General features: G+C 70.5%; 12 protein-coding genes. 2 read left to right on the top strand and 10 right to left on the bottom strand.

Annotation, left to right across the window (positions count from 1 at the left end; genetic code table 11):
• The first annotated feature begins 614 nt into the window (after positions 1 to 614).
• Positions 615 to 1,751 (top strand): tryptophan dimethylallyltransferase family protein, encoded by a 1,137-nt coding sequence (locus tag LZF96_RS19985; protein ID WP_233874584.1) that lies wholly within the window; start codon positions 615 to 617, stop codon positions 1,749 to 1,751.
• A 508-nt stretch (positions 1,752 to 2,259) separates the two neighbouring features.
• A complete protein-coding gene (locus tag LZF96_RS19980) occupies positions 2,260 to 2,865 on the top strand; it encodes a DNA-binding response regulator (RefSeq protein WP_233874577.1) in 606 nt (201 codons plus the stop codon).
• A gap of 19 nt (positions 2,866 to 2,884) precedes the next feature.
• Here LZF96_RS19980 and LZF96_RS19975 read toward each other — a convergent pair whose 3' ends face one another.
• From LZF96_RS19975 to LZF96_RS19930, 10 genes are all read right to left on the bottom strand, one after another.
• The gene (locus tag LZF96_RS19975) at positions 2,885 to 4,048 is read right to left on the bottom strand and encodes a sensor histidine kinase (RefSeq protein ID WP_233874574.1); all 1,164 of its coding nucleotides are present in this window, start codon (positions 4,046 to 4,048) and stop codon (positions 2,885 to 2,887) included.
• Positions 4,049 to 4,266: 218 nt separating this feature from the next.
• Positions 4,267 to 5,811 (bottom strand): SagB family peptide dehydrogenase, encoded by a 1,545-nt coding sequence (locus LZF96_RS19970; protein ID WP_233874571.1) that lies wholly within the window; start codon positions 5,809 to 5,811, stop codon positions 4,267 to 4,269.
• A 53-nt stretch (positions 5,812 to 5,864) separates the two neighbouring features.
• The gene (locus LZF96_RS19965; RefSeq protein ID WP_233874569.1) at positions 5,865 to 8,141 is read right to left on the bottom strand and encodes a TOMM precursor leader peptide-binding protein; all 2,277 of its coding nucleotides are present in this window, start codon (positions 8,139 to 8,141) and stop codon (positions 5,865 to 5,867) included.
• Positions 8,142 to 8,315: 174 nt separating this feature from the next.
• A complete protein-coding gene (locus tag LZF96_RS19960; protein ID WP_233874567.1) occupies positions 8,316 to 8,465 on the bottom strand; it encodes a hypothetical protein in 150 nt (49 codons plus the stop codon).
• A gap of 225 nt (positions 8,466 to 8,690) precedes the next feature.
• A complete protein-coding gene (locus LZF96_RS19955) occupies positions 8,691 to 10,097 on the bottom strand; it encodes a sulfate adenylyltransferase subunit 1 (protein ID WP_233874565.1) in 1,407 nt (468 codons plus the stop codon).
• Between the two features lie 2 nt (positions 10,098 to 10,099).
• Entirely contained in the window at positions 10,100 to 11,029 is a 930-nt protein-coding gene (cysD, locus tag LZF96_RS19950; RefSeq protein ID WP_233874563.1) for a sulfate adenylyltransferase subunit CysD, read from the bottom strand.
• A complete protein-coding gene (gene cysC / locus LZF96_RS19945) occupies positions 11,026 to 11,646 on the bottom strand; it encodes an adenylyl-sulfate kinase (protein WP_308294245.1) in 621 nt (206 codons plus the stop codon). Before cysC ends, cysD begins: the two co-directional genes overlap by 4 nt.
• Positions 11,643 to 13,505, bottom strand: a complete 1,863-nt coding sequence (locus LZF96_RS19940; protein ID WP_233874561.1) for a M20/M25/M40 family metallo-hydrolase — start codon at positions 13,503 to 13,505, stop codon at positions 11,643 to 11,645. The genes cysC and LZF96_RS19940 overlap by 4 nt, the downstream gene beginning before the upstream one ends.
• Positions 13,506 to 13,562: 57 nt before the next feature.
• The gene (locus LZF96_RS19935; protein WP_233874558.1) at positions 13,563 to 14,333 is read right to left on the bottom strand and encodes an SDR family NAD(P)-dependent oxidoreductase; all 771 of its coding nucleotides are present in this window, start codon (positions 14,331 to 14,333) and stop codon (positions 13,563 to 13,565) included.
• Complete coding sequence (locus LZF96_RS19930; RefSeq protein WP_233874556.1) at positions 14,330 to 15,364, bottom strand: sulfotransferase; 1,035 nt, start codon at positions 15,362 to 15,364, stop codon at positions 14,330 to 14,332. The genes LZF96_RS19935 and LZF96_RS19930 overlap by 4 nt, the downstream gene beginning before the upstream one ends.
• Positions 15,365 to 15,376 lie beyond the last annotated feature (12 nt).

Genomic DNA, 15,376 nt, shown 5'->3' with positions numbered 1-15,376 from the left:
ACACGGCACAGGCGGAGACGCCTCCTCCGTTTCCGCGATGCCATGGGGATATGTACCGGTGATCCGCCGATGGGGAGACCCGGGCCATGGCCGCCGACAGGCGCGGGGTCGCGGTCGAAGGGGTCGGAGAGCCTTACGGGCGGGGAGTCGGATCGCCGAATGCGCCCGGGGGTGGCGGCGCACACCGTATTGCGGCGCGGTCCCGCTTCAACGGCCCGCTGTCGTGGGCGTTCCCGCTCGCCGGGGGAGATGCGTGAGCGTGCGCGGCTCCGACCGACGCGTCGCGGCCGGGTGATGGAACGCCCCACGCCAACTTCCCGGGGGAGGCCTCCGGGTCGTTCTCGCTCCGAACTAGCGCAGACCGGTACGACCATGGACAAACACGGGTATGGCCTTGTGTGTGAAGTCGATGACACGGTGCGGTCGCTCGTCGTCCGCGTCGCCCATGCCGTGCGGGGAGGTATCCGATTATGCCGAATCCTGCCTGAAATATATGCACTTCATGCCTCATGGTACGGTTGATCCCGCTGGACACCGTGTGCGGGCGGTCATCGGGCTGGACGATCCGATCGTGTACGCCCGCTTGCTTGCGCTCACTTGTGCAGGGAGAGTCAATGGAAGCCGCCGCTCTCACGCCGGACACGGGAGTCGCCGCCGAGATGGTGGGACGGTCCGTGCGCTTCGAGTCCCGGAGGTACCAACCGACCGACAGCTACGCCGACATCGCCTGTGACAAGATCCGGCGCGGGAGCGAGGTGCTCGGCGCGAGCGAAAGTGAACGGCGGGCGCGGCTCGCCCTGGTCCGCGAATTGTTCGGGGCCTGGGGTGAACTCCCCGCAGGGAATCCGCCCGAACGCGCGTGCTGGGTCGCCATCGACGGCATGCCTTTCGAGGTGTCGTTCGCCTGGGTCGACGGCAGGAGCGAACTGCGCCTTTCGTTCGAAAACCCGAGTCATCCGGGGACGCCGCTCGCCCGTCAGGAAGACGGCAGGGCTTTCACCCGCGGCCTGGCCGACCGTCCGGGAGTCCCGATCGAGCGCTATCTCGCCGTCGAGGACCTCTTCACGGACGGGGACCCGCGCGGATACTTCTCGTTCTTCCACGGGGTGGCCTGGCGGCAGGGCGGAGACCCGCTCCACAAGATCTATCTCAACCCCGCCATCGCCGGCCGTGAGCACGCTGCCGCTCGTACGGAGGAGGCCATGATCCGGCTGGGCCTGGAACGCCCCTGGCGCCTCCTCGCCGATCACCTGGGTGGCGTCCACGGTATCGCGCACGAACCCGTCGGACTGGCCCTGGACCTGTCCGACGCCCGGGAGGCCCGCTGCAAGGTCTACCTCGCGCACACGGGGGTGACCGCCGATGAGGTGGATGCCCAATCGGCCATCGCCCGCGATCACGTACCCGGCTCCTTCGCCCGTGCTCTCGAACGTGTCACCGGATGCCGCGAGTCCGGATGGCTGAAGCCCCCCGTCACCTGCTGGGGCTTCAGCTCCACCCGGGACGTGCCGGGCGCCACGCTCTATGTGCCGCTCATCCCCGGTCACGGCGATGACGCGACCGCGCACGATCGCGTAGCGGCCTTCATGCGTGAGGAGAACGTGGACCCGGCGCCCTACACGGCCGCTCTCCACGCTCTGGCGGACGGTCCACCGGCGGAGTCGTCGACCCAGAACTTCCTCTCCTACCGGGGTGGGCCGACTCCGCGCTTCGCCGTTTACCTCGCCCCGGGCACATACCGCCCGGCCTGACGGCGGTGACCACCGGGGCGCCACACCCCCGGTCGGCCCCCGGGGCCGTGACCGAGAGGTTCCCGCACCGTCGTACGCCGTCCCGCAGGTCTCCCCGGGCACGGTCTCCGGCGCTGTGCCACCGCGCCGTTTCCCCGCCGGGGACATGTGTCGCGGGAGATCCCCGGTCCCATCGCCCAACGGGCCGCTCGAGCACCCCCGAACAAGTCGGCTCCCGGTACGACCGGTTCGGTGACGTCTGTCATCGGGCCATCGGCGACGGCCCGCACCGTGGGCCCCGGGAGCCACGGAGGCGCCGCCCCCGTCGGGGGAACATCCCGGCGGAACACCGAAGGGCGGCCCCATCCCGCCGGCCGGGACGGGGCCGTCCTTCTCGTCGCTTCCCTGCGGGGCTGCCCGCCCGCTCAAGTCCTTTCGGGTGAGCTGGACTTCGTCTTTCAACTCACCACGGCAGCGGTCATAATCAGCGCAGGAAACCTTTGAGCGCCGCGAGGATGTCGGGGGCACCGTGGTCAGAATCCTGTTGGCCGAGGACATGCTGATGCTGCGAAGAGCCCTCGTGTCGCTCTTCGAACTGGAGACGGGGATCGAGGTGGTGGCCGAGACGGACAACGGGGACCAGGTCCTTCCGTTGGCCCTCGAGCACCGCCCCGACGTGGCGGTGCTCGACATCGACATGCCGGGTATCGATGGCATCACGGCCGCGCGTCAGCTGTACGAGGAGCTGCCGGAGTGCCGGACGGTCATTCTCACCACGCTTGGTCGACCGGGAAATCTGCGGCGTGCGCTGAACGCCGGGGTGTCCGGCTTTCTGATCAAGGACACCGATCCGGACCGGTTGGCCGCGGCGATCCGGGAGGTGGCCGCGGGGGGCAAGGTGGTGGATCCGGGGCTGGCCCTCGCGGCGCTCCAGGTCGGGGACAGCCCGCTCAGCTCGCGGGAGACCGAGGTGCTGCGGCTGGCGGCCCAGGGGGAGGAGGCGCAGGAGATCGCGCGAGCGCTGTTCCTGTCCCCGGGCACCGTGCGGAACTATCTGACCACGGTGGTCACCAAGCTCAGCGCTCGGAACCGGATGGACGCGGTACGGATCGCCCGGGATTCCGGCTGGCTGTGACAGACCCGTCGAACAGACCCTAGTCCTTGCCCGCCGCGGGGAGCAGGACTGTCAACTCATACCAACCATCGGGCCGTTCACTGGCTTGGAGCTCGCCGCCCAGGGCCCGGGCACGGGCTGCGATGTTGCTCAGCCCGTTCCCGCCCGCGGTGCCCGCGGGGTTCGTGTTCACTGTGGTCACGGAGCCGGTGCCCGGGTCCCGGCGGGCGGCTCCCAACTCGGCGAAGTGGGCGGCGTCGGCGTCGCGGAGACCGTCGTTGGCGATGGTCAACCGCACACCCCGCTCGTTGGTGGTGGCTTCGATCCGGCATTTCTGCGCCTTGCTGTGGCGCAGTACGTTGGTGACGCCCTCGCGGAGCACGATGGCCAGCGTGGAATCCGTGTCCCGCGTCAGGGTCCCCACCTCGATCCGCATCTCGGCGTGGATACCCACCGCGCGCAGCAGCGAGGAGGCTGCCCGGAGTTCGCGTTCCAGGCTCATCTGCAGGTAGCTGCCGGCCACCGAACGCACCTCGGTAAGGGCCTGCCGCGCGTCCCGGACGATTTCGGTGATCTCCGCCTCGGCGCGCACCGGGTCACGGCTGACCAGGCGATGGGCGAGTTCGGACTTCAGCGCGATGGTGGACAGGCTGAAGCCGAGGAGGTCGTGGAGGTCGCGGGCGAAGCGAATCCGCTCCTGGGCGAGGGCCATTCGCACCAACTCGTCGCGGGCTGTCTGTACTTCACTGACCAGGCTGGTCAGTCGGCTCAGCCCGTAGACGACGAGACCGGTCAGGCATGTGGCGACGGTGTTGTATCCGAGCTTCTCCACGCCGTACCCGACGATGAACTGCATGGCTCCCGTCATCGCGATGACCAGTGCGAAGGTGAACCAGGCGATCCCGGGCCGGAGGAGCAGCAGGCAGGAGGAGGCGAGGAAGCCGGGCATACCGAGCCAGGTGGCGCCGAAGGCGGCGAACGGTGCGAAGGTCAGCACCGTCTGGACCGTCAGTGTGCTGCGCGGATGTGCCGAAATTCGGGGGAACCACGAGGGGAAGGAGTGGCAGAACTGAAGGAATAGGAGCAGCAGCATCAAGAAGACGCAGATGGTGAGCTCGATCGCCGAGAAGCCGCCGTTGAGGGCGTAGGCCAGGGCGACACCGAGGAAGCACAGGATGACCACGGTGGTGATGGAAGCGGCCATCCTGGGAGCTAATTCGACGTTGCTCACGGGTCTTTGGGGTATCAGCACATCCGAGAACGAAGCACGATTCCACCGCATGTGCTACCTCCACCCCCATGAGACTTCTGCCGGTGTGCACCATACGCGGAGCCCTTGGGCGGTGTCCGCGTGGACGATGCCACGAAACTGTCCCACGGTCCGGGGAAGTTGGCCGAAACGCCGGTGGGTCCGTGCGGGGATCAGCGTCGGGGGTGGGCCGCCGACTCGGGAAACGCGGAGACGACGAACTCGCCCACCCCCGGTTCCACCAGCCAGTCGAGGCCGAACGCGTGCGCAGCGGTCTCGGTGTCACCGAACGCCAGCGCACAGGGGCCGAGCCCCATGGCGGTGGCCACCAGGTACAGGGTCTGCTGAAACGCCCCGACCTCCTTCAGCAACGCGCTGTAGGCCGTGCCCCGGTACGAGGCGCTGAGCCGGTGGTAGCGGGCAGTCATGCTGATCAGCACCGGGGGTTCCTTCGACAGCCCGGCGTTGACGCCCGCCTCGACGAGCAATCTGTCGACCAGTTCCGGGGGGGTGTCCAGCGGGGTGAGGGTGTGCGCGTACGGGTCGTAATGATAGACGCCGCGCCGCAGCTCTCCACCGCCGGTGACCGTGAGATACAGCTCCAGCGGGTAGCGGGAGCCGATGCTGGGGTAGGGGCGGCCGTTGTTCGGCCGGACGCCGGCCGAACGGTGCAGCAGCTGACCCAATTCCTGGATGGTCAGCGGCTGTCCGTCATCCAGGCGTACGGAGCGGCGAGCGGCCATGGCCTCGCTGAGGCTCGGGTCCGAGGCGCGGATCAGCTCCGGGTCGGGGATCGGGAGCGCGATGGCCGGGCCTCGCCGGGCGAGGCCGGTGGGCCCTCCCTCGTCGGTGCGGAATTCCCCGATGCGGCCAACGGGCTCGTCGTGCGCGCCCGGGCGGCTGCGTTGGTGCACCAGCAGTTCCCGGGGCGACCAGTGTGTCAGCGGCTCGTGGTCCTCGGCGAAGGTGACCGGCGTCGCGGTGCCGGGTCGGACGATTCCGGGGACGAGTATGCCGGCCGCCGCCAGATGGGCGACCACGAGCGCGGTCTCGGCCGTCGGTTGGCCGAGGAGCCGGGCGACCTCGATGACGGTTCGGGCGCGGGTGTAGCAGCTGACCAGCAGGCTCGCCCGGGGGGAGTGCAGGGTCACCCGGTGCGGCGACAGCGGTGACTCCGCAAGCCAGCCCTCGGGGCCGGTCCGCAGAGTGACGAACCGGGACAGTCGATGAACGGTGTCGTCGGCCGGCGGTACGGGGGCGAAGGTGGCCCGGCGGGACATGGGTACCACGGTGAGCACGTGGTTGCCGTCGGGCGTGGCGAGGGTACGGACCACCGTGTGCTGTAGCGCGGCGAGTACCGCGCGCAGGGCGGCGTGGTCGGAGGGCCGGCCGGTGGCGGAGTGCTGCTTCGGCCCGGGTTCGGGGGCCTGCCCGTCCGGCCGGCCGGCCGCAGCGGGTGCGGTGTCGGGGTGGTTCGCCACGATGTCGCCGAAGCCCGGAGCGATGTTGTCCAGGGACACCGGGCCGTAGGTCATGCGCTCCAACGCCCTCGCGACCACAGGGGACTCGGTGTCCAGTGGCACGTCCCCCCAGGGCGTGGTGACGACACCGGCCCCCGGCCCGTCCCCGCCGGGCCGGAAGCCGGCGTCCTCCCGCAGGGCCCAGAGCTGGGCCAGAGCGGTCCGCGGCGGGGTGACGGGAAGGGGGACCTTTGTCATGGAGACCTCGAGGGACGGTGCCGATGTGTGTGGGGAGGATGCGGTGGGCGCCTTCAGAGGAAGAGCGGGATCGGATTCAGGTCCTCGTAGCGGATGGGTGTGGTGCGCCGCCCCAGCCGGACCGGCACGTCGTACAGCCGGCCGGGACCGAAGCGGGCCCAGAACGGACGCAGCCCCGGCACGATCACCTTGACCACGGGCAATCCGATATCGGGCCTGGTCTGGTCGAGCACCAGAAGTTCACTGTCCAGTACGTCCCGGACGAGGGTGACGAGGTCCGCGATGTCTTCGGCCAGATCCTGGCGCGGGGCGTACGGATGGTCCGCCGGAGTGCCGGCCGGCCGAGTAGGATCGGCCAGCAGGTACGGCTGGTTCTCGACGGTGGCGGTGCGCCACCAGTCCATGACCACCGGGTCGTCGCAGCTGTAGCCGGTGCCCTCGGCGTCGACCCGGGCGACGGGCGGCAGCATCTGGTTGAGTTCGGCCACCGCGCGGCGGAGTGCCACCCGGGGGTCGAGGTGGGCGCCGAAGCCGAGGGTGATGTCCTGTACCGGCTTGTCGACTCGGCGGGACAGCGCGACGAAGACGGGGATGTCCAGGTCACCGGTGAGGTCCAGGACCCACAGGTGCCGGCCGAGTTCCCGGTGACCCCGGCGTACCCGCGAGATCCAGTCGTCCTCGAACGCGTCGAGGTCGACCCCGGGTTGGCGGGTGCGGTTGTACCACCACAGTGCCACCGCGTCGCGTTCGACCAGTTCCAGGAAGCCCTGGACGAGGGCGTCCTCGCGGGAGCTGCCGGCCGCCGAGCCGTTGGAGGTGGCGACGAAGCGATCCCCGTCGGACGGGGCGTCGTAGTAGAGCAGTGCGGTGGGGACGAGGCGGTGCCGCTTCTCGGTCAGCGACCACATCGGGGTCCAGTCGACGGGCTCGGTCTCGTCGAAGGGGGCGCAGACGTGGTGCGCCGGGCTGTGGGTGGCGTTCCACGCGGCGCGGCCGGCGTACTGGCGGGGATGGTAGAGCTGGAGGGAGTCGGGGTGTACCGCTTGGACGGCGAGCTCCCGGTAGCTGCCGCGTACGGTCGGCTCATCGCCCTGGAAGTAGCCGCTGTGCCGTTCCACCGCCTCGCACAGGGCGCTGACTCTGGCCTGGGTCTCGGTGGTGCCCTTGCCCGAGCTGTGGCTGCGCAGACCGGCGCGCACCCGGGCCAGCCCGGAGGGGGTGGTGGCCGGGTTGTGCCCGGAGTGGAAGCAGTTCAGGAACTCGGGGCCGCGGCTGTCCCGGCGTATCTCTCTGACGATGCCGGTCAGGTGGTCGACCAGATGACCGTGGCGTGCCAGCATCTGCTCGGCCGACAGGGCGCGTTCGCCGGTACCGGTGTCGGTTTTGGGCCGGCTGACGGGCGTGAAGGGGGCCAGTACCTGGCGGCTGGTCAGTTCCGGGTCGCCGCAGGTGGGGCACTGCGGCCTTCTTCGCAGCGGATGGTGCTGCCCGGCGAGCGTGAGGGTGTCCATGGTCCACAGCGCGGACTGACCCGGATGGCGCTGGCCGGCCAGCCATTTCACCGCTTCCAGGGCGGCCAGGTGCAGTCCGACCGCGCGTCCCGCGGTGAGTCCGGACGGCGGGCTGCTGACGGGCCGGCCGAGGGCCTTGCCCAGGTAGGTCTCGGCGGGCCGGTTGCGCCTCAGCGACTCGGCGACACAGTGCCAACACGCGCCTTCGTCGGGTCTGAACACCGGTCCGATCCATGGCTGTTGACCAACAATTCGGACGAGCAGCCAGGGTGTGCCCGCCGCCCGGTGCGCGGCGTCCAGGGCGGCGAGCCCGGGGTCGAGGTAGTTGTCGCAGACCACCACGGTGAGCACGGGAGCCGTGCCGTCCTCACCGGGCCGGTGAACGTGCAGCCCCGCGTCCGTGAGCGCCGTGGTCATCTTGGCCGCGGCGCCCACGGCGTGTGTGCCCAGTGCGGACACCGATACGGTGCTGTTGGTGGTGCGGTGGACGACCTCGGGGCCGTCCAGCCCGACCAGTTCCCAGAACGCCTCGTCGGAGCGGGCCCGGGCGTCGGGCATCCGATGGGTCAGCAGCCCGGACTCCAGCAGCCTGCCGATCACCTGGCGTACCTGACCCGGAGGAATGTCGGCCGGGGCTTCGGCGGTCAGCTGGTCCAGGGTGCGGGTGCCGTCGAGCAGGGGGACGAGTGCGGTGGAGCCGGCGCCACGAAGTACGGTGACCCCGCGTTCGGAGACGAGGAACACTCCCTCTTCCGGGAGTACTTCGGCCGTCAGATGGTGCTTGAACGTCAGGCCCGGAGTGGTGCGCGGCTTGTCCACTGCTACTGCCCTCTCGTTTCTCTCCTGCTGTGGTGAAGAAGTCCTCGGCGATCGGTGCGCGGTCTTCCGACGCGGTGTCGCGTGAGGTGGTGCGGTACCGATGCGTCGAGTCCCGTGTGAACCGCTCGGCTCGTCCGAATCGACGGGCTCACCCGAGCGCTTCGACGCCGTGGGTCACCGGGACGCCGCGTTGGTCCAGCAGATGCAGGTGCTCGGCTGGAACGGCTCGGTGGAGAGCTGCCCGAAGTCCTCGATGACAAGGGTGTCGAGGGCCGGGGTCTCGATGACGACGGAGAGGACGGTGGTGCCGGTGGTGGAGTTCATGATGGTGACCTTTCGTCGGGAGAGACGGTGCCCACGGGGGGCCCGTTACGTGCAGTCCTGTGTGCGCGGAGTCCCGTGGTCCCGTGGTCCCGTGGTCCCGTGTGACCGGCGTGCCACGGCGGTGGGTGGCAGCTCCCTCGACCCCGGTCGGCGACCGGTGGCGACTCCGTGCGAGCTGACGGGGAAGAGTCTTCCGGTCGCCCGGTTTCGCCACCAGTGCCGGCCTCACCGGGCGACTGTGAAGTTTTCATGCTCACCGTGCGGGGAACTTCGGACCCCTTCCGCGCGGTCGGGTTCCGGGGCGTCCGCCATGCCGGCGGTCAGGGTGTCGCCGTCGTCCGGGTCGATCAGCAGAAACGCCCCGGTGCGCCGGAGATCGGTATAGCCGTCGAGTGCGAGCGGCTCGGCGGTCCGTACGGTGATCCGGCCGATGTCGTTGACCTGGAGTGCGGTGGCGCCCGGCTTTTCCGCGAGGTCCCGGAGGTCGAGTCGGGAGTCGATCGACTCGACCACGGCACGGACCGTCCGGGAGGTGTGCCGCAGCAGTACCCGCTGCCCCGCTCGGAGAGGCTGTTCCGTCAAGTGGCAAACAGTGGCGACCAGCTGACGGGTGAGACGTGGTGCGGTGGCCTCCGGGGCGAGGAGGTCTCCGCGGGCGATGTCGATGTCGTCGGCCAGTTGTACCGTCACCGACTGCGGTGACCGGGCCTCCTCGGCCGGACCGGCCGGGGTGTCGATCGTGGTGATGGTGCTGTTCAGCCCCGCGGGCAGCACGGTGACCCGGTCGCCGACCCGCAGCACCCCGGAGGTGAGCTGACCCGCGTACCCCCGGTAGTCGCGGTGGGCGGCGCTGTGCGGGCGGATGACGTACTGGACGGGCAGCCGGGCCGCCTGCGTCCGGGGGTCGATACCGCTCGGCACCGTCTCCAGGTGTTCGAGAACGGTGGGACCCGCGTACCAGCCCATGGTGTCGGAGGGCCGTACGACATTGTCGCCCTCGAGCGCGGAGACCGGTATGGCGGTCACCCCTGCCACTCCGAGCGAGTGGGCGCAGTGGGCGAACTCGGCCGCGATGGCGGCGAAGACCTGCTCCGAACGTCCCACCAGGTCCATCTTGTTGACCACCAGTGTGACCTGTGGGGTGCACAGCAGCGCGGCGACCGCCAGGTGCCTGCGGGTCTGCTCCACGATGCCGTGCCGGGCGTCGACCAACACCAGGGCCAGATCGGCGGTGGAGGCACCGGTGACCATGTTGCGGGTGTACTGCACATGGCCCGGGGTGTCGGCCAGGATGAAGCGGCGCCGGGGTGTGGCGAAGTAGCGGTAGGCGACATCGATGGTGATGCCCTGCTCGCGTTCGGCCCGGAGCCCGTCGGTGAGCAGGGCGAGGTCCGGCGCCTGCCCGCCGCGCTGCCGCGACGCGGCTTCGACCGCGGCCAGCTGGTCGGCGAGAACCGACTTGGAGTCGTGCAGCAGTCGGCCCACCAGGGTGGACTTGCCGTCGTCCACCGAGCCCGCGGTGGCGAATCGCAGGGTCTCGGTGGGCGGGAGGGCGCCGTCCTCTGCCGGTTCCGAGGGGCGGGGGAGGCCGCCGGGGGGTGTACCGATGGTGGGTGTACCGATGGTGTTCATGATTAGAAGTAACCCTCCTTCTTGCGGTCTTCCATGGCTGCCTCGGAGAGCTTGTCGTCGGCGCGGGTGGCTCCACGCTCGGTGAGGCGGGTGGCGGTGATCTCCCTGATGACCTCCTCGACGGTGCCGGCCGCCGATTCCACCGCTCCGGTGCAGGACATGTCGCCGACCGTTCGGTAGCGGACCTGTTTGGTGAGAACCCGTTCGTCGCCGGGAGGGCCGCCCCAGTCGCCCGGGGCGAGCCACATGCCGTCGCGGGCGAAGACCTCGCGGTGGTGGGCGTAGTAGATCGACGGCAGTTCGATGCCCTCGCGCTGGATGTACTGCCAGACGTCCAGTTCGGTCCAGTTGGAGATGGGGAAGACCCGGACGTGTTCGCCGGTGGTGTGCCTGCCGTTGTAGAGGGCCCATAGTTCGGGGCGCTGACGGCGCGGGTCCCAGGCACCGAACTCGTCCCGCAGTGAGAACACCCGCTCCTTGGCGCGGGCCTTCTCCTCGTCGCGGCGTCCACCGCCGAAGACCGCGTCGTGCCTCCCCTCGGAGATCGCGTCCAGCAGCGGAACGGTCTGCAGCGGGTTGCGGGTGCCGTCCGCGCGTTCCCGTAGCCGCCCGTCGTCGAGGTACTCCTGGACGCTGGCAACACGCAGCCGCAACCGGTGGCGGGTCACCGTGCGGTCGCGGTGGTCGAGGACCTCGGGGAAGTTGTGCCCGGTGTCGACGTGCAGCAGCGTGAACGGGATCGGGGCGGGCGCGAAAGCCTTCAGCGCCAGGTGCAGCAGCACGATCGAGTCCTTGCCACCGGAGAAGAGGATCACCGGACGCTCGAACTCGCCCGCCACCTCGCGGAAAACGTGGATCGCCTCCGACTCGACGGTGTCGAGATGGGACAGCGCGTACGGGCGCACGGCGGGTGCCGTGGTGAGAATGGTCATGCCAGGCCCCTTTCGGCCAGCAGGTTCAGTACGGCCGCGGCGGACCGCTCGACCGGTTCGTCGTGGGAACGGATGCGCAGATCGGGGGCGACGGGCTCCTCGTACGGGGCGTCGACGCCGGTCAGCCCACTGATCTCACCGGCTTCGCGGCGGGCGTACAGACCCTTGACGTCGCGTTCGGCGCACACCTCGACGGGGGCCGCGACGTGGATCTCCAGAAACGCGGTGCGGCTGCTCTCGTGCCACGAGCGGACCAGATCGCGTACGTGGGCGTACGGCGCGATCACCGGTACCAGCGCGGTGACACCGTTGCGGGAGAGGACCTCGGCGACGCGGCCGATGCGTTCGACGTTGCGTTGTCGGTCCCGGGGGGAGTAGCCGAGTCCCGAGGTGAGGGTGCGGCGCATCTCGTCGCCGTCCAGCACCTCGGCACGGCGGCCGCGCTGCCGCAGCAGGGTGGCTGTGGCCCGTGCGATGGTCGACTTGCCCGCGCTGGGCAGGCCGGTCAGCCAGACGGTCGCGCCCGGGAAACAGTTGCAGTGCGGGTTCGGGAACGTAAAGGCGGGGGCGGGGGTGGGAGACGGGTCGGCGGGGGGAGCCGTGATCCGGACGGTCACATCGTGCTCCATTCGTGGACGGCGGCCGTGAGGAGACGCCGGGCCTGCCGGAACTCGGCCGCGTGAAGGTGTTCATGGGGCGTGTGGTCCAAGCTCGCGTCGCCGGGCCCGTAGGCGACCATCGGGATGCCCTGCCAGGTGGTGGCGAGTGTGTTCATGTCGCTGCTGCCCTTCTTCATCAGATAGCGAGGCCGCAACTCCTGCTGCCGGAAGGCACGTTGGAACGCCTTCACCAGAGGGCTGGTACGTGCGGTGGCCACGCCCGGAGTGGCGCGCAGCACATCGAGGGCGACCGGCGGGGACACCTGCGCGCGTACCGCGTCGAGCAGCGTGTCCACCGCGTTGCCGGGTGGCAGCCGCACGTCGACCACCGCCTCGCCGGTCTGTAGGTCACCCTCGTTCCGGGCATGTACGCCGAGGGTGGCGATCAGCGCGTCCGGGGCGACCCCGGCGACCGCGCCGCGCACCGCGAGGAGGGTGTCGACCAGCCGGTCGCCGGCCGTACGGACGCCCTCGCCCGCGGTGTGGCCGACGCGTTCGCGCGTGTACAGCCGGAACTTGACCAGGCCGTAGTAGCCCAGGGTGAGGGCCGCCGCGCCGCTGGGTTCGCCCACGATCACCGCGTCGGCCCGGTAGGCGTCCCTGACGTGGAAGGCACCGGCCCCGGTGATCTCCTCCTCGACCGCGCCGATCACCCGCAACTCCACGTTCTCGGGCGGATCCACGGCGGCGAGGGTGTGGAGGAAGGTGACCAGGCTGGCCTTGGCGTCGACCGAGCCGCGACCGGTCAGCACCTCCTCGTCCCAACGGACCGGCCAGCGGTGCGGCACCGTGTCCAGGTGGCCGAGCAGCAGTAGCCGCCGGTCGCCCGCGCCTTTGGTGGCCACCAGATTGCCGGCGGCGTCGATCTCGCTCTTGATCCCGTTGTCCTCGCACCATTCGGCGAGGAAGGACGCGAGTTCCCGTTCGTCACGGGAGACCGAGGACAGTTGTACGGCGCGGGAGAGCAGGGTGAGGTCGTCGGCCGGCGGGGTGGCTCCCCAGAAGCGGGTGGTGTGCGCCGTGGACAGGGTGTGTGGTCCGGTGATCGCGGTGTCGGCGGTGCCGCGCAGCGCGATCTCGGCGGCTCTGACCTTCTGCCGCATCCGGCCGCGGGCGTAGCTCCCGCCCTCGCCGTCGGCGAGGTGACGCACGGTGCTGGTGGGGTCGTCGGGGTCGGCGAGCAGACCCGCGGTGCCGGTAACCAGTCGCAGATGGTCGGCGTCCAGGGCCCGGGCCAGCTCGGCGGCCAGTACGTCCGCGTCGACGTTCAGCGGCGTACCGCCCTCGGCGTCGGCGACCGGTGGGGAGAGGCAGACGACGTCGAACGCGCCCAGCAGCGCGTTGACGCGGCGCGCGTCGACACCGGTGACGGTGCCGGCCCGGTGGTCGCGTACGAGCCGGACGCGGTCGTCGTCGCCGTCGCGTACCCGCAGCGGGCCGTTGACGGTGGCGCTGACCAGCCCACCACCACGGGCCACCGAGGCGAACACCGAGAGGCCGCGGCGGGTGAGCTCCTCCTCGATCAGGGGGAGCGTCACCTCCTCGTAGGCGGCGACGATGTGCCGCATCTCCTCCGGCGGGCAGTAGCGGATCTCGTCGCCGCGCCGGGAGCGCAGGGTACGGATCTCGCGGCCGGTGCGCCGGTAGTGCTCGGTGATCCCGGCGGCGCCGCCGGCGACGACGAGCAACCGGGCGCCGCGTCCGTGCAGCTCCAGCAGTTCGTCGAAGACCTGACGGTGTCGCAGGGTGGCGCTCCCCAGCTTGACCACGTACAGCGCGGACGCGCGTGAGCTGGCGACTTCTCCCAGGGATGGCATGTGCGGAACTCCTTCACGAAGGCGGCCGTGCGACGGCCGGTCGGGTGCGACACGGGGTCAGCCGATGCCTCGGGTGTTGCCGCCGTCGGCGAGCAGCACGGTTCCGGTGACGAACGAGGCCTGCTCGCTGGCGAGGAAGGCCACCAGGGCGCCCAGGTCCTCGGCACGGCCGATCCGGCCGAGCGGCAGCCGGGCCGCCACCTCGGCGAGACGCTCCTCGACCCGGTCGCCGTACTGGACGTCGAGGATCGGGGTGCGGTGGAAGCCGGGGGCGAGGACGTTGACCGTCACTCCGGAGGCACCGAAGGCATCGACGAGTCCTTTGGCGAAGCCCAGGACGCCCAGCCGCGCGACCGAGGAGAGTCCACTGCCGGTGTGCGGCTGACGTACCGACTCGGAGGTGATCATGACGATCCGCCCCCAGCCGGCCTCCTTCAGATACGGCGCGGCGGCCAGCGACAGCGACACGTGCGGCAGCATGTTGTCGTTCACCGCCTCGCGGTACCGGGAGACGTCGAAGTCCTGCACCGGACCGAACGGCACTCCACCGGAGTTGGTGACCACGACGTGCAGCGCGCCGAAGGCTTCGGAGGTCTGCCGTACCCACTCGGCGGCGGCGTGTTCGTCCCGCAGGTCCACGATGGTGCTCAGCACCCGGCCCGGGCCGGCGGCGTCCACCTCCCGGTGCGCGGTCGCCAGTTTCTCCGAGCCACGACCACAGATGGCGACGTCCGCGCCCTCGGCGGCGAGGACCTTCGCCACCGCCAGGCCGATTCCGCTGCTGGAGGCCGCCACCAGGGCGGCGCGGCCGGCGAGTCCGAGGTTCATCGGGCGCTCCCGGAGGGGACGGGACTGTCGGGCGGAGGGGTATCGGTGGCGCCTGCGGCCGGGGCATCCGCTCGGGAGGCGGGCGAACTCGCCGGGACGGCCGTCCGAACGGGCAGGAACGGGTAGCCGTAGCGGCCCAGCAGCGGGAGCGCCGGTGCGCTGGCCGCCGCGATGTCGCCGCCGGAGAGCGCCGTACGCCAGCGGTGGTCCGCCCTGATCCGGGTCACCCCGCGGCGCAGTCGGTCCGGATTGCCGGTGACGGTGTGGTTGACGCCGAGTTCGACCCGGCCGTCCCTGTCGACCGGTGAGGCGTCGGGCAGCCCGGCGAACCGCATCACCTCGGTGACCGTACGCCGCGGGTCGGCGCACAGATCCTCGTGTCGGAGTCGGAGGTAGCGATTGCCGGCGGCGGCGCCGACGAACTCGGAGGCGATGTTGAACGCCGTCCAGTAACCACTGCTGCGGGCCGGCGACATCGGGTCGATGTACTCCTTGGCACTGCGGTACGACAGGGCGGTCGCCCGGGGGTCGCGCACCATGTGCAGCACCCGGACGTCGAGGTCGTCCCGGCCGAGCAGCGCCGCCGCCTCGGCGGGGCACTTGGAGCCGTCGATCACCAACCGCTCCCCGCCGAGCTTCGTCAACGCCCGGTAGACGGCGGCCGACTGGTCGAGCAGTTCGGTCAGCCCGGACGCCACGGGGCGCAGACCGCGCGCTTCGGCGATCCGGTCCCGGGTGTGCCGGGTGCGCAGCAGCGCGTGCTGGAGGGCGAGCATGCGGCGGGCGGTGGGTTCACCGATCCCGGCCGGCAGCGCCGTGAGCGCTTCCGACCACAGCGGGCACTCGGTGACCCGCTGTCCGCAGCCGCAGCTGGAGTTGGTGCCGACGCCGAGCACGCCGTTCCGCCAGAGGAAGTGCAGCTCGCCGATGTGTTGTACGCCCGGCAGCTCGCCCAGCACATTGCCGAGCAGGGTGCTGCCGCTGCGCGTCCAACCGGTGAGATAGAGGACACGGGTGGGTGGGCCGGTCATGTGGCTCGATCC

The sequence above is a fragment of the Streptomyces sp. ST2-7A genome (assembly GCF_021390475.1).
Taxonomy (GTDB): domain Bacteria; phylum Actinomycetota; class Actinomycetes; order Streptomycetales; family Streptomycetaceae; genus Streptomyces.
This window is presented reverse-complemented; position numbering and strand designations above follow the sequence as displayed.

What these genes read in the sequence shown, in the direction of transcription:
- LZF96_RS19970 (WP_233874571.1), bottom strand. Translation starts at nt 5,811, where the DNA reads ATGACAAAGGTCCCCCTTCCCGTCACCCCGCCGCGGACCGCTCTGGCC.
- cysD (WP_233874563.1), bottom strand. Translation starts at nt 11,029, where the DNA reads ATGACCATTCTCACCACGGCACCCGCCGTGCGCCCGTACGCGCTGTCC.
- LZF96_RS19975 (WP_233874574.1), bottom strand. Translation starts at nt 4,048, where the DNA reads ATGGCCGCTTCCATCACCACCGTGGTCATCCTGTGCTTCCTCGGTGTC.
- LZF96_RS19960 (WP_233874567.1), bottom strand. Translation starts at nt 8,465, where the DNA reads ATGAACTCCACCACCGGCACCACCGTCCTCTCCGTCGTCATCGAGACC.
- LZF96_RS19935 (WP_233874558.1), bottom strand. Translation starts at nt 14,333, where the DNA reads ATGAACCTCGGACTCGCCGGCCGCGCCGCCCTGGTGGCGGCCTCCAGC.
- LZF96_RS19985 (WP_233874584.1), top strand. Translation starts at nt 615, where the DNA reads ATGGAAGCCGCCGCTCTCACGCCGGACACGGGAGTCGCCGCCGAGATG.
- LZF96_RS19955 (WP_233874565.1), bottom strand. Translation starts at nt 10,097, where the DNA reads ATGAACACCATCGGTACACCCACCATCGGTACACCCCCCGGCGGCCTC.
- LZF96_RS19930 (WP_233874556.1), bottom strand. Translation starts at nt 15,364, where the DNA reads ATGACCGGCCCACCCACCCGTGTCCTCTATCTCACCGGTTGGACGCGC.
- LZF96_RS19940 (WP_233874561.1), bottom strand. Translation starts at nt 13,505, where the DNA reads ATGCCATCCCTGGGAGAAGTCGCCAGCTCACGCGCGTCCGCGCTGTAC.